At 41.6% G+C, this 16,063-nt stretch carries 11 protein-coding genes; 4 read left to right on the top strand and 7 right to left on the bottom strand.

The annotated features are described in order from the left end of the window. Window positions 1–5 precede the first annotated feature (5 nt). The 4 genes from CHB71_RS11550 to CHB71_RS11535 all read right to left on the bottom strand — a co-directional run bounded on the left by CHB71_RS11550 (window position 6) and on the right by CHB71_RS11535 (window position 5,413). On the bottom strand, window positions 6–890 hold the full coding sequence (locus CHB71_RS11550; RefSeq protein WP_089357085.1) for an amidohydrolase family protein: 885 nt from the start codon (window positions 888–890) through the stop codon (window positions 6–8). Window positions 891–1,079: 189 nt separating this feature from the next. Next, window positions 1,080–1,664, bottom strand: a complete 585-nt coding sequence (locus CHB71_RS11545) for a hypothetical protein (RefSeq protein WP_144017406.1) — start codon at window positions 1,662–1,664, stop codon at window positions 1,080–1,082. After that, window positions 1,655–2,029 carry a hypothetical protein gene (locus tag CHB71_RS11540; RefSeq protein WP_089357083.1) on the bottom strand — a complete coding sequence of 125 codons (375 nt, stop codon included), beginning with the start codon at window positions 2,027–2,029 and terminating at the stop codon, window positions 1,655–1,657. The genes CHB71_RS11545 and CHB71_RS11540 overlap by 10 nt, the downstream gene beginning before the upstream one ends. Window positions 2,030–2,140: 111 nt before the next feature. Then, window positions 2,141–5,413, bottom strand: coding sequence for a S41 family peptidase (locus CHB71_RS11535; RefSeq protein ID WP_089357082.1), 3,273 nt, complete (start codon window positions 5,411–5,413; stop codon window positions 2,141–2,143). 107 nt (window positions 5,414–5,520) lie between these two features. Here CHB71_RS11535 and CHB71_RS11530 point away from each other — a divergent pair, with 107 nt between their 5' ends. Together CHB71_RS11530 and CHB71_RS11525 are read left to right on the top strand one after the other, a co-directional pair. Then, entirely contained in the window at window positions 5,521–6,774 is a 1,254-nt protein-coding gene (locus tag CHB71_RS11530) for an MFS transporter (RefSeq protein WP_089357081.1), read from the top strand. Between the two features lie 23 nt (window positions 6,775–6,797). Beyond that, window positions 6,798–8,684: a RecQ family ATP-dependent DNA helicase gene (locus CHB71_RS11525; RefSeq protein WP_089357080.1), complete on the top strand. Its 1,887-nt coding sequence runs from the start codon at window positions 6,798–6,800 to the stop codon at window positions 8,682–8,684. Between the two features lie 219 nt (window positions 8,685–8,903). Here the strand turns inward: CHB71_RS11525 and CHB71_RS11520 are convergent, their stop codons facing one another. The 3 genes from CHB71_RS11520 to CHB71_RS11510 are packed head-to-tail and all read right to left on the bottom strand — an operon-like array spanning window position 8,904 to window position 13,261. Further along, window positions 8,904–10,091 (bottom strand): phosphoglycerate kinase, encoded by a 1,188-nt coding sequence (locus tag CHB71_RS11520; protein ID WP_089357079.1) that lies wholly within the window; start codon window positions 10,089–10,091, stop codon window positions 8,904–8,906. Window positions 10,092–10,138: 47 nt separating this feature from the next. After that, window positions 10,139–11,113: a polyprenyl synthetase family protein gene (locus CHB71_RS11515; RefSeq protein ID WP_089357078.1), complete on the bottom strand. Its 975-nt coding sequence runs from the start codon at window positions 11,111–11,113 to the stop codon at window positions 10,139–10,141. Continuing rightward, window positions 11,114–13,261, bottom strand: coding sequence for a T9SS type A sorting domain-containing protein (locus CHB71_RS11510; RefSeq protein WP_089357077.1), 2,148 nt, complete (start codon window positions 13,259–13,261; stop codon window positions 11,114–11,116). It abuts the gene before it with no gap. A 74-nt stretch (window positions 13,262–13,335) separates the two neighbouring features. Between CHB71_RS11510 and CHB71_RS11505 the strand changes: the two genes are divergently transcribed. Further along, a complete protein-coding gene (locus tag CHB71_RS11505; RefSeq protein WP_089357076.1) occupies window positions 13,336–15,006 on the top strand; it encodes a 1-acyl-sn-glycerol-3-phosphate acyltransferase in 1,671 nt (556 codons plus the stop codon). After that, window positions 14,984–16,051: an NAD(P)H-dependent glycerol-3-phosphate dehydrogenase gene (locus CHB71_RS11500; protein WP_089357075.1), complete on the top strand. Its 1,068-nt coding sequence runs from the start codon at window positions 14,984–14,986 to the stop codon at window positions 16,049–16,051. Before CHB71_RS11505 ends, CHB71_RS11500 begins: the two co-directional genes overlap by 23 nt. The last annotated feature ends 12 nt before the right edge of the window (window positions 16,052–16,063 follow it).

Here is a 16,063-nt window from a genome sequence, read left to right as displayed (position 1 = left end):
AGTCACTATTCATCAATTTTGAAAAACCGGATGGCATTATCATATACAATCATTTGCTTGTCCTCAGGAGTTAAAAATTCCAGTGAATTTAGAAACTCAATCGATTTTGTTGCAGCTCCCGGCCAAACCATCTGATCGGTACCGAACATGACTCTATTTAAAACTCCGGAATTTTTAGCCGATTTTAAGAATCTGACAGCATAATCTTGGGTAAGTGGACTTACCCACAGCAGCACACCAAGATCGACATAAAGATGCTGGTAAAGATTCAGCATACGAACAGCGTTTTCAAAAAACACTTCTCCACTGTGCATAAGATAAACCTGAAGTTTTGGATACTTAATAAGGACATCTTCTATCAGCAACGGATCTCCATGCGAAATACGAAACTTGGGGCAGCATCGATAGGGAGTCATAGGTGGCCCCCCACCAGTATGATATGCGACTGGAATTCCATATTCCTCGCAAATTTTCAGATACGGTGCATATATAGGATCATTTAACGTGCGACCAAAATATACCCCTGCGACTTCTCCAAATACTCGAATAGTTCCTTCTTTCACATGGGTTTCAAATTCCTTGATTGGAATTAATTCTTCTTCGTCCATGTATCCGGGTATAAATCTCGAATCCGCTTCAACGTATTTAGAAATACTTTCAACTGAGCCAGACACTATAGCATATTGGACATTGTGCTTATCCATCATTTCAATCGTTTGTGCTAAATGTTCCTGAGCAGAGGATGGAGACATTATACCTGTAGGATGTGTTTGACCACCCCAGTAATCATTATCTGTGTAACTGTGTAAGTGAACATCAAAAATTTGAGAATTGCCTAGTGTTGCGATAAATGTACCTAAGAAGGACAGTAGTATAGATTTATAATCCATGTGATTGCTAAGCGAGCGTTTGATTAGTAATAGAAAAGTATATATGTAAGCTATAGTAAAAGTTTAAAATATTCCCTGGACGTAGTTAACGAGATTCCTAAAGCAACACTTCGGGGCTGGAAACTATAGAGCAGGATGATTTGGTTGTGGAGATAGGATAAATCTTGGAGATTATTGGGGTGTTTTAGTTTAGTTTGTATTCCCTTTCGGAAACAGATTATTCAAGTGCCATTCAGTGGATCGAATTTTTCGTTTTCTAAATTCCAACGGAAGTATAAATGTTCCACTGGAGGCTTTTTCGTAAAATTTAGCAGGTATAAAATGAGGCATTGAATTAAGGACTCTAATTGCTTCTAATTCTTGAGCTTGATATTTTGGATCTGTATTCTCGATCTTAGTTCGCATCTTGAATTTGCCGTTCTCATCTATCTCTGCCTCTAGTCTAATGCTTCCATTTGTAATTTTCCTTTTAGGAAGTTTGAAATTCGAATGGATAAATTCATAAACTTCACGATAGGTACACTTCCTAATTGTCATATCATATTGGAGGTCTTTACATCCATAGGTTCTATAAACTTGATAGCCTGCTTTTTTTTCACCTTGAATGTGCGTGTGTATTCTATTATTTTCTTTGATTCCAACCAATCCAACCCCTTTCATATAAAAGTAATTGAAAGTACACGATGAGTTTGAAACTTGTAATTCTAATAGATATGTGAATTCACAAAAAGGTGTAGTAAAGCTACTTTCTAAGCTAAGTATTCCTAGCTCCATGATCTATCAGCAGTTTCCCATTTCATGCCAACTTCTGGGTTAGCAGGTAGTGCAATAGATTCAAGATTTTGTTTTAAATCATAACTATAAATAGTTCCGTTTTCTTTTCTAAAGTACAATTCTTCTGTTCGACCATCTTTGAGGAATGTTTCTCTTCGTATTCTATAGAATTTGCTTTGAAATTCAATACTATCATTTAATATAACAGTGATCTTTGTATCCCTTGAAAGTTTAAAATTGTTTTCGATTCCTGGAGTTAGTGGCCAATAATTTTCGGTTGAACTTTGAAATTCTGGACATGATTTTTGGCAAAAAATCTGGTTTACGAACAGATGAATTATAAGTATAAACAGGAACGGTTTCATTTCTTTATAAACTTTCAATTTGAAATAACGGTCAAAGATACTAATTCGACTTCTATCAAAACCCCTTGACTTTATAAAGAAAAGCCTCTCAATTTTGAGAGGCTTTTGTATCTAGTTTTTCTTGTTGTTTTTAAACGACTTGTCCGGATAGGCCGGTGGAGGGGGAACAGGTCGAGGATCTTCTTGAATCTTCTGCTTTAAGTGTTCAATCGCTTTATCCAACTGGGCATCTTTTCCATTGTAGGTAGCATGCGGTAAATTATCAATCTCGATATCCGGCTCAAAGCCACGTCCTTCAATTCGCCATTCGCCGTTTGCATACACCCCAAACATTGGAGCTCGTGCAATCCCACCATCACTGAGTCGATTGCCACTATGAAGCCATATTTCACCACCCCAGGTTCTGGTTCCAATAGTAGTACCTAAACCTAATTCTGTAAACCCATCGGCGAACGCCTCACCATCGGAATAAGTGTTTTCATTTACCAAAACAGCAATATGTCCTCTGAATGCATACGGCATATTCCAATAGGGTTCTCCTGAACGTGCCTGCCAGTACATCCATGCCTTGCGGAGAAGTTTTTCCAGAATGAAACTGTCAATGTTTCCTCCCCAGTTGTATCGCACATCAACGATTAATCCCTGACGGTTAAAGACCGGGTAGAATTCCCTGTAGAATTGATTTATATCGTTGCTACCCATGGCGCGCAGGTGCAAATAGCCAATAGTCTCATCAGACTGCTGATCCACGTATTTACGGTTATTGTATTCCCAATCACGATACCTGAGGTTGAATGCACTACCGATCGGAGTGGCTATGATGTCCCGAACGCTGGAACCTCGCTTTATCCCTAGTCTGACCTGCTTTCCTACCTGATTCCGAATCAGTTCCCCAATATCATTGGCCGAAAGAGCCGCACGACCATTGACACTTGTGATAATGTCTCCTTCCTTCACATCCAGATAAGGATCATCCAAAGGGGATTTTTCATCCGGATAGTCAGGATCTGCTTTGTAGATGTAGTCGATGCGGAAGCCGCCTGCAGCTTCATCACGCGTAAATATCCCTCCAAGAGTTGCAACAGGGATGTTTTTTTCATCACTTCGGGTGTCACCACCTCTAACACTCGTATGCAGTGCCGCCAGCTCACCAACAAATCGACCGATCAAATCAGATAATTCATTTCGAGTGGTCACCCGATCAACCAATGGAAGATACTTAGCATGCATAGCATCCCAGTCCACACCGTGCATATTCTTGTCATAGAAATAATCCCTTTCCATTCTCCAGGCATCCGTAAATAATTGTTGCCATTCTTCTTTCGGGTCGATGGGAAATTTCCATCCACTTAAATCAACCTTGTTATCATTCAAATCACTAATGGGGCTCGTGCCTGCATCAACCACATAGAAATTTTGCTGCTTTGCTAGCAAAAGCTTCTCACCATCGGCTGTTAAATCAAATGAGTTTATATCATTTACTATGGTTTTCACTTCAGGATCTTCATTGGTGATTTTGACAGCAGCCAGGTGACTTTTTGCATCTACACCGGTTTCTCTGGAAGTCACATAAAGTGCTTTATCGTTTACTTCCAATCCAAAGTAGTTTCCGGGTTTTACCGGCACTTCCATGAGACGTTCCTGAATGCCTGCCTGATCGATTACAACCTTAACACCCGAGTCCTCTTCTTCGTCCTTTCCTTTTTTCTTTTTATCTCCATTGTCATCTTTCTTCTCTTCGTTTTCAGAATAAAGCTCATCTGCAGGTCTGAATGGTGATCGGGTTCCTTTTTGAAGGGGAATGTGATAGATTTTTTCACTCACATCAAAATAGGGTTCAGGCTGACGTGTACCCCATGGACTTCCTACCAGTGTGGTAAAGTTTCGATCGGAGATAAAGTAGATAAACTTTCCGTCCGGGCTCCAGCGTGGATTGAAACTGTTGGCACGATCAGAAGTGAGTTCAAACTGTTGTTTAGTATTGACATTGAATACTCGAATTTGAACCATACTATTTGAAGCAGCCTGTACATAGGCCAACCACTGACTGTCAGGCGACCAGGAAAAGTCCCAGATGCCTTCCTGATTCGTGGAGATTTTGGTGCTTACGCCTGAAGTTACATTGAGCACATACATATTGCTCTCCAGGTCATCATAAGCAATCCACTTATCATCCGGAGATGGTTTGCCTCCATATCTCAATAAGTTGCCATCCGAGGTGATTGCAGTTTCAGTACCGATACCATCGGCCGGCATTTTAACGAATTCAAATTCACCAGATTCATCGGAAAGTGCAATCACTGACTTTCCATCTGCAGCGAATGTCGCATCCCGATATCTCACATCATCCTTTTCAGTAAATGAGACGGTTCTGCCGGCTTTGGTAGGAACAACGAAAACCCGGCCTCTTGCTGTAATCGCAATTTTGGATCCATCCTTATTGGGATTTACGGAGGTAATGTATTGTGAAGGGTTTTCCTCCCACTTTTCCCTAAGCTGATCCAGATCAGAAGCTAGTGTGATGGATATTTTTTCAGAAGTGTTCGATGCAATGCTGTATTTCCAAAGGTCCGCTCCAACCTGGTACACGACAACTCCATTGGAAACATTTGCGGATCGAACGTCAAAGTCTTCGTGTGTGGTGTGATGCTTTTTATCATCACCATTTTCATCCATGGACCATACATTCATGATGCCGTCTCTGTCGGATAGAAAATAAACCCGGCCATCATGCCACATCGGATGGTGGCTTTCTCCTTCATAATCAGGCGTAAGTTTAATGGCTTCATTGGAACCAAAAGTGAATTTCCAGATTTGGCGGGCAGTACCTCCTTTGTACCTTTTGGTGACATTTCCATGGTCCGCCGGACGTACAAAAAATACGGTTTGACCATCCGCGCTAAATGAAGCTTCGCTAGCCTGATCCAGTGGGATTACTGTTTTCACCTTTGTCTTGGTATCAATGGTTACCAAGCGATCATCCGGTTTTTTATTGTAAGCCCAGGTTGCATAAACGATTTTATTATCAGGCGTCCATGTGGTAGCGGTTGACGGTTCACTTTCATACGTCCATCGAGTGGTTACCCCTCCATTAATCGGCATGGTGTATATTTCCATTGGGCCCTCATAGCTTGCAGAAAATAAGATGGTATTGCCATCAGGAGAAATAGAAGGCACGAGCTCTTCCTCAGGGTGAGTTGTCAAGCGCTGGGCTAGCCCACCTGCCAGTGAGACAGACCAAAGATCACCTTCAGCACAAAATACAATTTTGTCATTGTGAACATCCGGATATCGATAATACCCTTCAAAACCCTGACTGAAAATCGAAGAAACGATAAAAAGCAGAGAACCCGTTATAAAAGCTTTTAGGTAAGTGAAAAACATAGTGTCTTGATTTAGTTAGTGTATCTAAAGCTAAATCTCTTTCACCTTACATTTTAATTTTTAACCATATTTAGGATTTCGTCCATTTCATTTATCTTGAATTATACGTGCAAAAATCTAACACCAACTGGACCTATCTTATCCTCCTCATCTTAGCTGGAGAAGCCGTTTTCGTTTTACCATTCGTCTTACAACGAGTATTCCGTTCCACCGTACTTGAGGTATTTCAAATTGATAATACGGAACTAGGACTATGCTTTACCTATTACGGTATCACCGCCATGGTTTCATACTTTTTTGGCGGACCCATCGCTGATCGCTTCGAACCTCGAAAACTGATTGCATTTTCATTATGGTTAACCGCATTGGGAGGATTGGTATATGCACTGTATCCCGGTTTTTTTGCATTGCAGCTCTTGTATGGCTATTGGGGGTTCACTACCATCTTTCTTTTCTGGTCGCCCATGATAAAGGCTACTCGTATTTGGGGAGGTTCTAAAGATCAGGGCAAGGCTTTTGGAATGCTCGATGGTGGAAGAGGGTTGATTGGCGCTTTATTCGGTGTATTTGCAGTCTTGCTGTTTGCCAATTCGCTTGCTGAGAACGTTGAAATAAACCTTGATGAACGAAGAGAAGCCTTTCGGTGGGCTATTTACGGATCAACCGGGCTTATTGCCATTATAGGTGTACTTATTTGGTTTCTTCTGAAATCAGATACTGGTAAAGCCGAGAAGGTTGAACAGATTTCTGTTAGGCAAATTGGTGAAGTGGTTAAGCTTCCTGCAGTTTGGTTACTGATGATCATCATATTATGCGCGTATATGGGGTACAAAACCACGGATGTAGTATCGCTTTATGCACGTGAAGTTTTGAGGCATGATGAAATCAATTCTGCCCGAATTGGCACTTTTTTGTTGTTTATGCGACCGGTAGCCGGTGTTTTGGTTGGCTTTCTTGCTGACAGATCGAAAACCACCTTATGGCTATTCATCAGCTTTGTAATTGTATTGGTAGGGTCACTTTGGTTTGCAAGTGGTTTAGGTCATGGTTATTTGCCGATGTTTTTGGTGTCCATCTTAACCATATCAGGAGGTGTTTATGCTGCACGAGCCCTTTACTTTGCGGTGCTTCAGGAAGGTAACATTCCCCTTCATCTGACCGGAACAGCGGTAGGGTTAGTTTCAGTTATTGGATTTACTCCGGATGTGTTTGCAGGGGTCGTAATCGGGTACTTATTGGATGCCAATCCGGGAGTGGTGGGTCATCAGCATGTATTCTTGTTGTTGGCAGCTTTCTCTGTAATTGGAGGCTTATGCGCATGGAGATATCACAAGATTAGCAAAACAGGTATTGGAGCTTAATCATTGGCGCATAACTTAGCGAAATGAACCCTTCGGAAATCCTAAAGCAGTATTGGGGCTATGACTCTTTCAGAGCCATGCAGGAGGAGATTATCCAGTCAGTGCTGGATGGAAAGGATACGCTGGCGTTGTTGCCAACCGGAGGGGGGAAGTCCGTTTGCTTTCAGGTTCCGGCTTTAACGCTAGAGGGAGTTTGCATTGTAGTGTCTCCGTTGATTTCACTGATGAAAGATCAGGTGGATCAATTGCAAAAGAGAGGAATTAAATCTGCGGCTATTTACTCCGGGATGAGTCGGAGGGAGATAGACATCACATTGGATAATTGCATCTATGGTGACTTTAAATTCCTATATGTATCTCCGGAAAGGTTGAAAACAGAGATATTTCTGGAGCGGGCAAAGCAAATGAATATCAGCTTGCTGGCAATTGATGAAGCACATTGTATTTCACAGTGGGGGTATGATTTCCGACCTCCTTACCTGCAAATAGCCGAATTCAAAAAAGAGATTGGAGTTGAGCGATTGATTGCATTGACCGCTACAGCAACGAAAGAAGTAAAGGAAGAAATTGCAGAGAAGCTTGAGTTGCAAGACGTGCAGATCTTTCAGAAAAGCTTTGCCAGAGCTAACCTTTCCTATTCAGCTTTTCGTCTGGAAAACAAAGAAGGAAAGCTTCTTGAGATTCTGGGAAATGTGCCGGGAACATCGGTGGTGTATGTTAGGAGCCGCAAGCGTACCAAAGAGATTGCTGATTTGTTAAGAAGAAACCATATTTCGGCAGACCATTATCATGCAGGTCTTTCCGGCCTGGAACGTTCGGATAAGCAAACCGACTGGATCAACAATAAAACCAGGGTCATGGTAGCCACCAATGCCTTTGGAATGGGGATTGATAAGCCTGATGTGCGAACGGTTATTCATTTGGATTTGCCGGATTCGCTGGAAGCTTACTACCAGGAGGCAGGAAGGGCTGGTCGGGATGAAAGGAAAGCCTATGCTGTAGCACTTTATCACAATCAAGACATAGATGAATTAAAGGATCGAACCAACCGATCTGTGGTATCGCTGGAACAAATAAAACGTACCTATCAGGCGTTGGCCAATTTCTTTAAAATGGCAATTGGGAGTCATGCATTATCCAGCTTCCCATTCAATTATGAGCAGTTTATCAATACGTACAACCTTCCCATAGTAGAGACTTATGCAGCGCTGAAAAAACTGACTGATGAGGGGCTCATTCAGATGACGGAGGGGTTTTATGAGCACTCTAAGATTACTTTTCTGCTGGATAAAAGCGAAACATACAAGTTTCAAATTGCCAATCCAAAGCTGGACACAGTCATCAAAACACTACTTCGGTTGTATGGAGGAGAAGTGTTTGCTGGATATGCCAAAATCAAGGAAAAAGACATTGGTTCGCTATTGAAAACGGATAAGGTGCAGGTTAGGAAATGTCTGAAATTTTTAAATGATAGCGAGGTAATTGACTATCAGCCTGCAATGGATTCGGCCACCATCACGTTTCTTACTCCTCGACTTGATCCTGAAAAGCTACCGATTGACAATAAGCAGATAGAGTGGCGAAGGAAGCTGGCATTGGAAAAAGCAGATGCAGTTGTTGATTACATGAAATCCACTGAGTGCCGCACTCAAATTTTTCAACGATATTTTGATGAAGAGACTTCTCTTACCTGCGGCATTTGTGACAATGATCTGGAAAAGAAGAAGCAACTCAAAGCCAGCGAAATTCCAATTGAAAAGGTTGAGGAGGTCTTGGAATCTCCCAGAAATATGTCAGAACTGCGAGCTTTGATGGCGAGCTACACCCAGGATCAGATCATGGAAGCTCTGAGGATTCTGATTAATGACAAGAAGGTAGTTGAGAGTGGGGGGAGATTTTCTTTGGTTTAACAACAGAGAAAGCAAAGAATACACAGAGACCACTGAGGTGAAAGCTAAAACCGTCATTCTGATGCTTTCAGGTTGGTCTAAGCTATAGGAAAAGCTGAAAGATCTCCTGAATTACGTAATTGGTTCCCCCTTGAGTGGGATAGGGGGTGAGATTGTAGAAATGTATTAGAGTCACCCACCTGACCTCCATCAAGGGAGGAATTGGAACCGTAAAAAAAATCATTCTTCCAAAGCGGCAACCCCCGGCAATACCTTTCCTTCCATGTACTCAAGCAATGCTCCACCTCCTGTAGATACATAAGAGACTTTATCGCCATATCCAAGATTGTTTACGGCAGCAGCAGAGTCACCACCACCGATTAGGGAGAAGCCTCTGTTTTCAGTTGCTTTTACCACCGCTTGTGCAATGGTGTTGGTACCCTGAGCGAAGTTGCTCATTTCGAATACGCCCATCGGCCCATTCCAAAGAATGGTCTTGGAGTTTTCAATGATTTTGGAGAACACCTCCCTGGATTCAGGCCCAATGTCTAATCCCATAAACCCTGCAGGAATTGTATAATTATCACTGGTTTGGGTGTTAGCATCATTGCTGAAGTTATCAGCCACAATCGAATCCTTAGGAAGCTGAAGATCAACGCCTTTTTCTTTTGCTTTGGAAATCAATGTTTTTGCCAGGTCCAGCTTATCTTCTTCAACCAGCGAGTTTCCGATTTGTCCACCCATTGCTTTAAAGAAAGTATAACTCATTCCACCACCAATGATCAGGTGATCTACTTTATCCAGCAGTTGCTCTATGATCATGATCTTATCTGAGATCTTCGCTCCACCCATGATAGCAGTGAAAGGCTTGTCTGCTTTTTCTAATACTTTTTGAGCATTCTCAAGCTCTGCTTTCATTACAAATCCACAGCATTTGTCCTCGAATGATTTAGCAGCAACCGTAGTAGAAGCATGTGCTCTGTGAGCAGTGCCAAAAGCATCATTCACATAAATATCACCAAGACTCGCCAACTTTTGTGCAAACGCTTCATTTCCGACAGTCTCTTCTTTATAGAAACGTACGTTTTCTAGAAGCAGCACTTCACCAGGTTGAAGTGCTAGTGCCTTATCTTTTGCTGATTGTCCTACACAATCATCCGCGAACTTAACCGGAACACCAAGTTTTTGCCCTAGGTTGGGAATAATATGACGAAGTGAAAACTTATCCTCAGATCCATTTTTAGGTCGGCCCAGATGAGACATCAAAATACATGATCCACCATCATTAAGAATCTTTTTCAGCGTAGGGATGGCAGCATTGATTCGCGTTTCATCAGTTACTTTCATCTGGTCATTAAGCGGAACATTAAAGTCCACTCTGATCAATGCCTTCTTTCCTTCAAAATTGTAATCCTGGATGGTTTTCATTGGGTCTGTTCTTTTGAGACCGCAAACATAAGAAGGGATGACGAAACTTACTTTGTTCGCTCAATGGTAAACTGCACCAAATCCTCAAGTGAATTTCGAAATGGAGATTCGGGAAGCGTTTGAAGAATGTCTTTGGCTTTTTTGTGGTAGTCTTCCATCACGGAGATCGCATACTCAATGCCTCCGGAAGCTTTCACGAAATCAATTACATCAAAAACCAGCTTTGGTTTTTTCTCAGCTCGTTTTACCAGCTTTTTGATCCGCCTTTTTTCAAGTTTTGAAGCCTTATTAAGTGCGTAGATCAACGGAAGAGTCATTTTCTTTTCCTTGATATCAATGCCCCTCGGTTTTCCTATCTCGAAAGTGCCATAATCAAAAAGGTCATCTTTGATTTGAAAGGCCATGCCGACTGCTAACCCAAACTCCCCCATTTTAGTTACCATTTCTTCATCAGCTCCGGCAGATGCAGCACCTACTTTACAGCATGAAGTGATTAGGCTAGCGGTTTTTTGACGAATGACTTCAAAGTAGATTTCTTCGTTGATATCAAGCTTACGTGCCTTCTCCATTTGAAGAAGTTCGCCTTCACTCATTTCTTTCACGGCCTCTGTGGTAATCCGTAGGAGTCCATGATCACCATTTTCCATAGAGAGAATCAACCCTCGGGAAAGAAGAAAATCTCCTACAAGAACTGCAATCTTATTTTTCCATAGCGCATTGATAGAAAAGAATCCCCTACGCGTATTGGCATCATCCACCACATCATCATGAACCAGTGTGGCGGTATGTAAAAGCTCAATAAGTGCTGCTCCTCTATAGGTTGATTCGGAAATCTGACCAGTGGCTCCAGCACTGAGAAACACAAATAATGGTCGCATTTGCTTCCCTTTTCGGCGCACAATGTACCCGGTTATTTTGTCCAGTAACATCACTTTACTTTTCATGGACTGACGGAATTTTTTTTCAAATTCCTCCATCTCGGTGGCGACCGGAGCTTGTATGGTCTTTAGGCTAAGCGGCATTTATTTTATAAACCTGATAGATTGAGATTCGTTTTGAGAATTGATTTTAAGTAAATACAGTCCCTGTTTCAATTCACTAATATCGATTTGATGATTCTTTAAGTTCTTAGTGGTTTTCTCAAAGACTTTAGCACCACTTGCCAAATAGATTTCAATGGTACCAGCACCTTCCAGCCCTTGAATAGTTATGTAGTCTTTGGCCGGATTAGGATAAATTAATGCAGGCTTAGGATTCTCTGTACTTAAGGTTGTCAATCCATCAAAATATCTGAATGCATTTTCATAGGCTTGTGAACCTATCAATAGTCCTATCTTTCTTCCTGGTATATCATCTGCGGGTGGGTGAATGCCTCCCCATATCCTGGATAAACTACATTGGTCGGCGGCATCTTTATAGGTTGCCCATTGTAATATTACATCAACACTAGGCCCTTCTTCAAAAACAAGGAATTCATTTTGCTTAGCCTCAAACTCACCAATGCCACCTGGGAAGTACTCACTGCCAGTAAATAGTGACATTACAACTGCGGCAGCCTGGCTATAGGTAGAGTGCCCGGAAACAAATCCTGCAAATGGAGGTGTAACAAAAGAAGGTCTCTGATATGGCCACCAGTTTTCGGCCAGAATCCAACCAACACCAGCCATGTCAGTTTCAGGGTCCGAAATAAAATCAGGTCCTCTCCAGGCATACACTTTGATTTTGTTTAAATGTTCGTTTTGCGCTCCAACAAGTGGGTCATTTTCATCTACAAGCTCAATAAATCCATCAACCAGAGGAATGCCATTTGGATCATAGTTTGGTAGGCTTTCATCTGATGATTGCCCTTGGTCACTCAAGTAACGAATGGCAGAAACGGGGCGGATATAGTCATACCAGCCTTTTAAACTCCAGGAGGAAATGGCGACATCATGCATCGTACCACCAAGTAAAAAGTAGGATTTGATATCCCATTCCAAGTCGTCTACAACAGGGCCTTCACCAGCAATTTTCTTCTCAAGCAGTGGGTGATCGCTTACATAGTTCAAAATGGTAAACCAATGACCCGGTGGTGTTTCAGAGTCAGGCCCATCAGCCCAGAACTCTGCGAGTACTCTAGCATAGTCCCCTCTTGGAACCATCTGCTCTTCATATGGCTCACCCGTAATCGGATTTTCAGTGTGGCCTTGACTATTATCCCCACCATCCTGATAGCTATAAAAATCAGCATAGTCATCAAACGAATCAGGGTATGTACTTAAGTTGCCGATCGATCGAGGAGAAATATCCCACATGACTCCATCAGCAGGGTCCAGATGCGCGGACCAAAGACTTACAAGTGAAAACCCCCATTTATAATTCTCAGGATCACTTTCTATGTAAGGAGGATCGCCCGGATCAATGTAGACTTTATAGTCATGCTCATTGCGCTGATTGATAATAAATTGATCTTCTGATAGTGAAAAAGGTTTTACGCTTCCCCATTCCGGACTTAAAAAAGGTGGTGTATCACCTGGTATTTCATTGCCGGACTGATCAATAAAAGTTTCGAGTGTTAAGGGTTGCCATCTGTTTGGATCCTGTATGTTAGGATTTCCAGGCTCATGGGGTAGGAGTGGTGGATTAACTGGTTCGTAAAATTGATTTTCGTAATCATTTTCTTCATTAGCTCCATCTTGTAAGCCGTATTGAATAATGCATTCTGCAATGTAGTTGCCAAGGGCTTCTGAAGATCCGGTAGAAAAGTCTGTGGATGTTATGTTTCGGTCATAGCCCAGAGCATCCATCAATGAATCAGCTAACATATAGGTTTCAAAAGCACCTGGCGACAGCAAGAATCGATGTTTTATTAATCTGAAAGCAACATAACTAATGGCTTTATCCATCGAGACAGCTAAATCCTCATTTGGATTGAAATTCGCAATCTCACATTGAGTAATTAAGTTATCCTCCTTCAGGAAATAGGGGTCAGTATTTTCTTTGTGTATGGCCCAGGCATCATACATTCCAGCTGATATATGAAGTAGATTTCGTGCATGCACAGTTGGTCTTGCGAAATCATTTCGTATCGCTTCAAGTAATACTTCATTCCATTTTCTCGCTACCGTGTGTTGACCATTGGTGCTAAATATGAGCAGCATCAATAAAACAGATAGAAAACCTTTGTTCATAGTCGGATTAAATAATTAAGACCTCAAACTTATCTAATTCGAATTATCTTTCCGCCAATTTCTAAAGCAGGTAAATGGGTCGAAAGAAAGTCAGATATTCAGAAATTGTTCCAGATAAGAGCGAATGGCCAATTGTAAAATTGTCCAGGAATAGAAAAACTTTCATAGAGGAGGTCACAAACGAGGCGTATGATCACTTTTTATCCAATAAAAGAGGCACTATACGCGAGGAAATAGAAATGACAATCCACAGGGAAAAGCTACGGATGAAAGCCAACCCTTGGAAGGTAGACCCACCGGATGAAAAAGTTTACTGGAAAAATGTTCAGGCCAGGTTATTGGATATAAACCCGGATGACAAAGATCGGGATCAACAGGAAAAGGAGATTCTGAAGGAAATTATTCTGCGATATTCGGAAGAGATTTCTGGGAATTTTAAAAAGTCAGCATATCGGTTTGCGCAGAGTTTTGTCACCTTTGGTTTTGCGAGGCTACTAAATGCGGCTCGTGTTAAGGGACTTTTATCACTATTTAGCCGGCAGCTGGATATTGATGATAAACTACATGTGATTGGTGAAACCGAACACATCAGAAACCTGGCAAAAAAGGGTACGGTTGTCATGGTGCCAACGCATTTCAGCAATCTTGATTCCATCTTGATTGGATGGGCCATTCACTATTTAGGTTTGCCTCCATTCATATATGGTGCTGGTCTTAATCTTTTCAATATTAAGATATTGGCTTACTTCATGAATAGCCTCGGAGCATACAAGGTAGATAGAAGAAAGAAAAACCCAATCTACCTGGAGACCCTAAAGACATATTCGAGAAATGCTATGAAAAGAGGTTGTCATTCACTCTTTTTCCCAGGAGGCACTCGCTCACGATCAGGTGAGATCGAATCCTCGCTTAAAGTTGGCTTGCTGAGTACAGCAATAGAAGCTCAAAGAGAGCTTTATCTGAATGCGGACGATCCTGATAATGTCAGGAAAGTGTTTATCGTACCTGTTGTGATTAATTATCACTTTACCCTTGAGGCGCCATCTCTAATAAAAGAACATTTGAAGCGAACAGGAAGAGAACGGTACTATGTGGAGGCTGATGAGTTTTCAACGAGCTATAAGCTTTCAACTTTCATGTTTAAATTTTTCACAAAAGGATCTGATATCTCTGTGAATGTGGGAAAAGGAATGGACATTCTCGGAAATTATGTGGATGACGAGGGAAACAGCTTTGATAAAAACGGTAACCCAATCAATGTAAAAGATTATTTCCTAAGGGATAAAAAAATCACTTTCGATGCACAAAGAGAAAATGAATATGTGCGGGTGTTAGCAAAACGTGTAGTTGAGGAGTATCACAAGTACAATCGTGTTTTTGCAAGTCATCTGGTAGCATATACGGCATTTAAAATGCTTGAAAGACAAAACCCAAAATTGGATCTTTATCACGTACTACGATTGCCGGATGAAGACTTAGAATTAGATTATGAAGAATTTAAGGCTAAGTATAAAAAATTGAGAACACGTATTGAAAAGTTGCATAAAAAGGGATTGGTAGATATGGCTGACCATATGAAGGAGCGCGCAACAGACTCAATCGCACATGGGCTTGCGAATGTCGGCTTATATCATGATCAACGACCTTTGATTAAGAAGAAAGATAAAATCATCGTGCAGGATACGAATACGCTCTATTATTATCATAACAGAATGAACGGCTATGGGCTCGAAAAATACATCTAAGGAAATAGTAGGTGTAATTGGAGCGGGAAGCTTTGGTACAGCTGTGGCAAACATTCTTGCCGAGAATGAGTCTCAGGTGATTTTATACGTGCGCGATCCGGAAAAAACAAAAACAATAACAAAGGAGCGTGTAAGCTCAGGACAAAAGCTCCATGAAAACATTGAGGTGACCAATAACCTCGAGGAAATACCTTCAAAATGTGAAGTAATCTTTCCAATGGTTCCCTCAGCTAATTTCCGTGATATGGTGATCAAATTGGCACCACACCTTCGACCATACCATGTACTTATTCATGGAACTAAGGGGTTTGATCTTTTCGTACCCAAACAGCAGAAAATCACCTCCAATAACCCACTAACCAGGGAGCATGTGAAAACCATTTCGGAGGTCATAAAAGAAGAAACTTCTGTGCTACGGGTAGGTTGTCTTGCAGGTCCAAATCTGGCTCGAGAATTAGATCAGAGAAAGCCGGCAGCCACGGTGGTGGCTTCACATTTTGATGAGGTGATAAAAACCGGACAAAGGCTCTTAAAAAATGATCGGTTTATGATTTATGGGAGCAGAGATTTAATCGGCATTGAACTGTGCGGAATCTTGAAAAACATCATAGCTGTGGGAGCAGGTACCATTGCAGGAATGGATTTGGGAGAGAATGCAAAATCTCTGTTTATCAGCCGAGGGCTAGTCGAAATGGTTTACATCGGTAAAGCCCTTGGCGGAAATGCACAGGCGTTTTTAGGACTGGCAGGGGTGGGAGACCTTATTGCTACCTGCACATCCAACCTAAGTAGGAATTTCACTGTTGGATACAGGTTAGCTAAGGGCGAAACATTGAATGAAATTATTGACTCAATGGAAGAGGTGGCAGAGGGAGTTAAAACGATCAATATTGTCAATCAGCTAGCTGAATCTTATAAAGTAAGATGCCCGATTACTGAGACTCTTTATAAAATCATTCATGATGAAATGACCATACAGGAGGCTCATGGCTACCTAATGAATTTTCCATTTAGAGCTGAGATAGATTTTCTAGATGCTCAATAAAAAAGACCGCAA

The sequence above is a fragment of the Ekhidna lutea genome, assembly GCF_900188325.1.
Lineage (GTDB): Bacteria > Bacteroidota > Bacteroidia > Cytophagales > Cyclobacteriaceae > Ekhidna > Ekhidna lutea.
This window is presented reverse-complemented; position numbering and strand designations above follow the sequence as displayed.

Coding starts and splice junctions, on each gene's coding strand:
- CHB71_RS11550 (WP_089357085.1), bottom strand. CDS start 890: ATGGATTATAAATCTATACTACTGTCCTTCTTAGGTACATTTATCGCA.
- CHB71_RS11545 (WP_144017406.1), bottom strand. CDS start 1,664: ATGGAGCTAGGAATACTTAGCTTAGAAAGTAGCTTTACTACACCTTTT.
- CHB71_RS11540 (WP_089357083.1), bottom strand. CDS start 2,029: ATGAAACCGTTCCTGTTTATACTTATAATTCATCTGTTCGTAAACCAG.
- CHB71_RS11535 (WP_089357082.1), bottom strand. CDS start 5,413: ATGTTTTTCACTTACCTAAAAGCTTTTATAACGGGTTCTCTGCTTTTT.
- CHB71_RS11525 (WP_089357080.1), top strand. CDS start 6,798: ATGAACCCTTCGGAAATCCTAAAGCAGTATTGGGGCTATGACTCTTTC.
- CHB71_RS11520 (WP_089357079.1), bottom strand. CDS start 10,091: ATGAAAACCATCCAGGATTACAATTTTGAAGGAAAGAAGGCATTGATC.
- CHB71_RS11515 (WP_089357078.1), bottom strand. CDS start 11,113: ATGCCGCTTAGCCTAAAGACCATACAAGCTCCGGTCGCCACCGAGATG.
- CHB71_RS11510 (WP_089357077.1), bottom strand. CDS start 13,261: ATGAACAAAGGTTTTCTATCTGTTTTATTGATGCTGCTCATATTTAGC.
- CHB71_RS11505 (WP_089357076.1), top strand. CDS start 13,336: ATGGGTCGAAAGAAAGTCAGATATTCAGAAATTGTTCCAGATAAGAGC.
- CHB71_RS11500 (WP_089357075.1), top strand. CDS start 14,984: ATGGGCTCGAAAAATACATCTAAGGAAATAGTAGGTGTAATTGGAGCG.